Origin of the sequence: Campylobacter sp. MIT 97-5078, from assembly GCF_006864455.1 — a bacterium.
Taxonomy (GTDB): domain Bacteria; phylum Campylobacterota; class Campylobacteria; order Campylobacterales; family Campylobacteraceae; genus Campylobacter_D.
Genome location: NZ_QHLK01000027.1, coordinates 1 through 5,521, shown reverse-complemented (window position 1 = coordinate 5,521; position 5,521 = coordinate 1). Strand labels below are relative to the sequence as shown.

Here is a 5,521-nt window from a genome sequence, read left to right as displayed (position 1 = left end):
CCTGCTTCATTAAGAAGTTTTATAGCTTCTTCATGACGTTTTTTATCATCCCATTTAGACCACTCAGGAGGTGTGATAAGTTCAGCTGCACTGATAGCAGGAGGAGAGAAGTTAAAAGCTGGAATTTGACCTTGTCTTAAAATTTTATCTGTAATGATATTTCTATCTAAAGCCATGGAAAGAGCTTGGCGGACTTTTACATTATCAAAGGGTGGGTTGGCGACATTAAATTGAAAATAATAAGTGCATAAATTAGAACCGGTAGTGAATTCTTTAGGGTATTCTTTTTTAACCTTATCTAGAAGTTCTAAAGGAAAGGTGCTAATATCTAAAGCATTTGCCCTATACCTTGTAAAAGCTACAGATTGATTTTGAATTTGAAGTAAGGTGAGTTTATCGAGTAAAACATTCTTAGCATCCCAATAATAAGGATTTTTAGATAATTTAGCTTCTTCATTAACAACAAAAGAATCAAGTTTAAAAGCCCCATTACTTACTAAATTTTTAGGATCACTCCAAGCATCACCTAGTTTTTCTACTACTTTTTGTGGAACAGGAGAAAGCACATAAAATTGGGTTAAAAGATCTGCAAAAGGCACAGAATCTTCTAAATGTAAAACTAAAGTATAATCATCTTTTGCTTCTACTCCTAGTTTATCAGGGCTTAATTTGCCTTTGACAATCTCATCTGCATTTTGCAATTTTAAATAAGTAAGATAAGAAGCATAAGGTGAAGCCGTTTTTGGATCAGCTAATCTTTTCCAAGCAAAGACAAAGTCTTTAGCTGTAACATTGTCTCCATTAGACCATTTAGCATTTTTTCTAAGATTAAAAGTCCAAGTTTTATAATCATCACTATGATTCCAAGTTAAAGCTACACCTGGAGCAAGTTTGTCATTTTCATCAGAAATAATCAAAGTTTCAAACAAATTCCTAGCAAATACTCCTTCAGGAACACCCTCGATCTTTGCTGGATCTAAAGATTGTGGTGCAGCTTCAGCATTAAAAGTAAAGCTTTGTTCTTTAGCCAACTTTTCTCCTGCTCGAGGAGTGGCTGCAAAAAGAGTGCTTGCAACAAATAATAAAATAACATAGATTAGTTTTTTCATATAAACTCCTTTAATAAAATAAACTTAATGTTATTTTATTAAAACTTTCATAAAGCTTAAAAATTTATCCTGTAACATAAAAATATCACAAGAATTCCAAAAAGAAGCACCTTTAAATTTTACAAGCCAAAAAGGCTTGTAAATCAATGCTCTAAAATATAAACATCTTTAAAATAATAACTCCTTGAAGGCTTAATCTTAAAACCTTTTACATAAGGTTTTATAAGAAAGGTTTGAGATTGGTTAAAAGCAGGTGCTAAAGGAACTTCTGTGGCTAAAATCTCTTCTGCTTTTGCATAAAGCTTAGCCCTTTCTTCTTCATTTTTAGCTTTATAAGCTTGTTTGATGGTTTCATCATACTGAGTATTTTTAAAACGAGAGTGATTATTAGATGAATTTGATAAGAAAATATTTAAGAAACTACTAGCCTCGTTATAATCAGAACACCACCCCGCTCTAGCCATTTGATGTTGTCCTAAGCGTCTAGTAGAAAGGAAAGTTTTCCATTCTTGATTTTGAAGTTTTATATTAACTATGCCTCCTAAATTTTGTTTCCATATAGAAGAGGCAGCTATGGCTAATTTTTTATGCTCTTCACTGGTATTATATAAAAGAGTAAAAATTAAAGGATGATTTTTATTATAACCTGCTTCATTAAGAAGTTTTATAGCTTCTTCATGACGTTTTTTATCATCCCATTTAGACCACTCAGGAGGTGTGATAAGTTCAGCTGCACTGATAGCAGGAGGAGAGAAGTTAAAAGCTGGAATTTGACCTTGTCTTAAAATTTTATCTGTAATGATATTTCTATCTAAAGCCATGGAAAGAGCTTGGCGGACTTTTACATTATCAAAGGGTGGGTTGGCGACATTAAATTGAAAATAATAAGTGCATAAATTAGAACCGGTAGTGAATTCTTTAGGGTATTCTTTTTTAACCTTATCTAGAAGTTCTAAAGGAAAGGTGCTAATATCTAAAGCATTTGCCCTATACCTTGTAAAAGCTACAGATTGATTTTGAATTTGAAGTAAGGTGAGTTTATCGAGTAAAACATTCTTAGCATCCCAATAATAAGGATTTTTAGATAATTTAGCTTCTTCATTAACAACAAAAGAATCAAGTTTAAAAGCCCCATTACTTACTAAATTTTTAGGATCACTCCAAGCATCACCTAGTTTTTCTACTACTTTTTGTGGAACAGGAGAAAGCACATAAAATTGGGTTAAAAGATCTGCAAAAGGCACAGAATCTTCTAAATGTAAAACTAAAGTATAATCATCTTTTGCTTCTACTCCTAGTTTATCAGGGCTTAATTTGCCTTTGACAATCTCATCTGCATTTTGCAATTTTAAATAAGTAAGATAAGAAGCATAAGGTGAAGCCGTTTTTGGATCAGCTAATCTTTTCCAAGCAAAGACAAAGTCTTTAGCTGTAACATTGTCTCCATTAGACCATTTAGCATTTTTTCTAAGATTAAAAGTCCAAGTTTTATAATCATCACTATGATTCCAAGTTAAAGCTACACCTGGAGCAAGTTTGTCATTTTCATCAGAAATAATCAAAGTTTCAAACAAATTCCTAGCAAATACTCCTTCAGGAACACCCTCGATCTTTGCTGGATCTAAAGATTGTGGTGCAGCTTCAGCATTAAAAGTAAAGCTTTGTTCTTTAGCCAACTTTTCTCCTGCTCGAGGAGTGGCTGCAAAAAGAGTGCTTGCAACAAATAATAAAATAATACAAGTTAATTTTTTCATAATTTTTTTCTCCTTAAAGTATTTTTAAGTTATGGTATTTCATAATTGCTTGTATTTGACTTAAAAACTCCATTTCTACCAAGCAAAAATAATAAAAGTTTCAAAAGGAAACATTACTTAAAACAAATAAGAGTCTTAAAGCCTTATTCCCTTTTAATTCTAAAATTAAGGAAGAAAATAAATGTTTTTTAAGAAGTTCTTCTTTTTGAGTCATTTGTTTCCTCTCTTTAAAAAACACTATACAAAATATAAAACAAAAAAACGATAGCTAAAATATAAACATTTACCCTTATTTTAAAATACAAAAAGAACAAAGAACCCGGTAAGCCTCCTAAAAGCAAAGAAATGATGCTAATTTGAGAATTATATTTTAAAAATTTTTGTATAAAGTTTTAAAACAAAAAGTAAATTTAATCTTATCTTCGTCATTGCAAAATATAAAACGATGAAATAAACCATACAAAAACGAAAAAAGTGTTTGATGAAAATGAAAAAGCAAGTTGTTTTAAATTTAAAAAACGATCTTTAATAAAATTCTGTAGAAAGCTTTGTAATTGGACAAGGAATAATAAAAAAAATATTTTAGCCAAAAACCTCACAAATAGCAAGGTTTTGCTTTGCATTGCGGTAAAGGAATGCCTTTTACGCCTTATCAACTCACTAGCATTCCTCTAATAAAATTTGTAAATTTCAAACAAAGCTTAATAAAAGGCATACCGATCTTACTCTCCATAAATCGTGCCAGGAGGCTTGGAAGTATTTATCTGTGCTACACAATTATTATCTATGTTAAGTAAGTCCATATTTTCCAAAAGCCTTAAATCATTTATTTTATTTTTGATTATTGCAATATTTTTCTCTAACTCTCTTTTTCTCTCCACTGACATTTTTATAAACGCATTTTCTTTTTCGATACCAACGAACTTTCTATCTAAAAGATTAGCCGCTATTCCTGTGGTAGAACTTCCACTAAAAGGATCACAAATCATAGAATCCTTATCACTTGCCATTAAAAGCAATCGCACAAGCAGAGCTAAAGGCTTTTGCGTAGGATGCTTACCATTTGCCTTTTCCCAGGGAGCAATAGCGGGGAAGCTCCACACATCTCGCATTTGTTTGCCTCCATTAAGTTTTTTTAAAATTTCATAATTAAAAATATGCTTGTGTTTAGGGCTTTTTCTCGCCCAAATGATTTGCTCTGTTGAATGCGTGAGATAACGACAACTAAAATTTGGAGGAGGATTGGTTTTTTGCCAAGTGATGATATTTAAAATCTTGAAATCAAGTTTTTGTAAGATTCTACCTAAAGAAAAAATATTATGGTAAGTTCCACTAATTAAAATACTTCCTGTATTTTTTAAGGCTTTTTTTGCATTACTTATCCACTCCATATTAAACCCATCAATATCACTGATATTTTCTCCTCTATCCCATTCTCCTTTATTGACACTCACAATTTTCCCGCTTTGTATGCTTAAGCCATCATTGGAAAGAAAATAAGGTGGATCGGCAAAAATCAAATCAAACTTATTTTCAAATTGAGGCAAAATTCCATTACAATTCCCTTGATAAAGCCTAAATAGAGAATCTTCGCTTATAAAAATGGGGGATAAATCTTTATTGAGCGATAGCATTTTTCACCTTTTGGATAAAATCAGTAATATTGCTTAAATTATAAATTTTTACATATTTATAAGCTTCTTGGAGTTTATTTTTGGCACTTCTCCAACCTTTGCCATCAGTTATCCAAATAAACTCATAATTTGAAAAATTTTCAAATTTTAAAGCTAAATCTTGATAAGCCCTTGCTGTTTCATTAAGCTTACTTCCACTACCTGTATAAAAGTTAGCTTCTATAAAATAGGTTGTTTTTGTACCCCAAATAACAAAATCAAATTTTTTAATATCCTCTCCAAAAGCTTGATGCAAATCCTTGAATTTTCTAATATTGACTTGTTCTTTAAAATTTAATTTAGCTCTTGCAAAAAGATTACTAAGATAGTTTTCCATAGCTTTACCACTGCGATTTTTTCTAGCATTGCTATCAAGTCCTACTTCAATACCAAAAACAAAATCATTTAAATCTTTAAGCTTTCTATCACAAAAAATTTGTTCTAATCCTGTTTGACAAATAAACTTATAAATTTTTTCATAATTTTCAAAATAAGAATTTAAAGGATAAAAATTACCATCAACATCAAGCACTAGATCATTCTTATCCCTTACAGCAATAAGAAGATTTAATATATCAAAAGCCTTTGGATATTCTTCAAAGAGCTTTTTAATATCAGCTTTTAGCTCTTTTTTGTCTTTTCCAAGCAAAAAGTTTAAATGATTTAGGGATATACTTATCTCATTTTTATTTTTAAGACACTTTTGCCAATCTACGAAAAATTCTAAAGTTCTATTGCTTGTTTGAAGAGTCTGTAAAAATTTATCAAAGGGTAAAATATTTATCATTCCCTACTCCCACTCAATCGTTCCTGGAGGTTTGCTAGTAATATCATACACCACGCGATTAATGCTCTCAACTTCATTGATAATGCGATTAGAGACAACTTCTAAAAAGCTATGGGGTAAGTGCGAAAAAGTTGCTGTCATTCCATCTTGTGCTTCTACTGCTCTCACGCAAATGGTATTATCATAGGTGCGATTATC

The 5,521-nt window shown here is 31.0% G+C and carries 4 protein-coding genes and 1 pseudogene; all 5 read right to left on the bottom strand.

Features of this window, described 5'->3' with window-relative positions; genetic code table 11:
- On the bottom strand, window positions 1-1,109 hold a 1,109-nt coding region (locus DMB91_RS08545), incomplete at its 3' end, for an ABC transporter substrate-binding protein (RefSeq protein WP_143116909.1).
- 143 nt (window positions 1,110-1,252) lie between these two features.
- Entirely contained in the window at window positions 1,253-2,863 is a 1,611-nt protein-coding gene (locus DMB91_RS08540; protein WP_143116908.1) for an ABC transporter substrate-binding protein, read from the bottom strand.
- A gap of 722 nt (window positions 2,864-3,585) precedes the next feature.
- Window positions 3,586-4,497: a DNA-methyltransferase gene (locus DMB91_RS08535; RefSeq protein ID WP_081946957.1), complete on the bottom strand. Its 912-nt coding sequence runs from the start codon at window positions 4,495-4,497 to the stop codon at window positions 3,586-3,588.
- Window positions 4,481-5,323: a type II restriction endonuclease gene (locus tag DMB91_RS08530; RefSeq protein WP_143116907.1), complete on the bottom strand. Its 843-nt coding sequence runs from the start codon at window positions 5,321-5,323 to the stop codon at window positions 4,481-4,483. The genes DMB91_RS08535 and DMB91_RS08530 overlap by 17 nt, the downstream gene beginning before the upstream one ends.
- A 3-nt stretch (window positions 5,324-5,326) precedes the next feature.
- Window positions 5,327-5,521, bottom strand: a pseudogene (locus DMB91_RS08525) (glutamine-hydrolyzing GMP synthase); the annotation flags it as partial.

What these genes read in the sequence shown, in the direction of transcription:
- DMB91_RS08540 (WP_143116908.1), bottom strand. Translation starts at nt 2,863, where the DNA reads ATGAAAAAATTAACTTGTATTATTTTATTATTTGTTGCAAGCACTCTT.
- DMB91_RS08530 (WP_143116907.1), bottom strand. Translation starts at nt 5,323, where the DNA reads ATGATAAATATTTTACCCTTTGATAAATTTTTACAGACTCTTCAAACA.
- DMB91_RS08535 (WP_081946957.1), bottom strand. Translation starts at nt 4,497, where the DNA reads ATGCTATCGCTCAATAAAGATTTATCCCCCATTTTTATAAGCGAAGAT.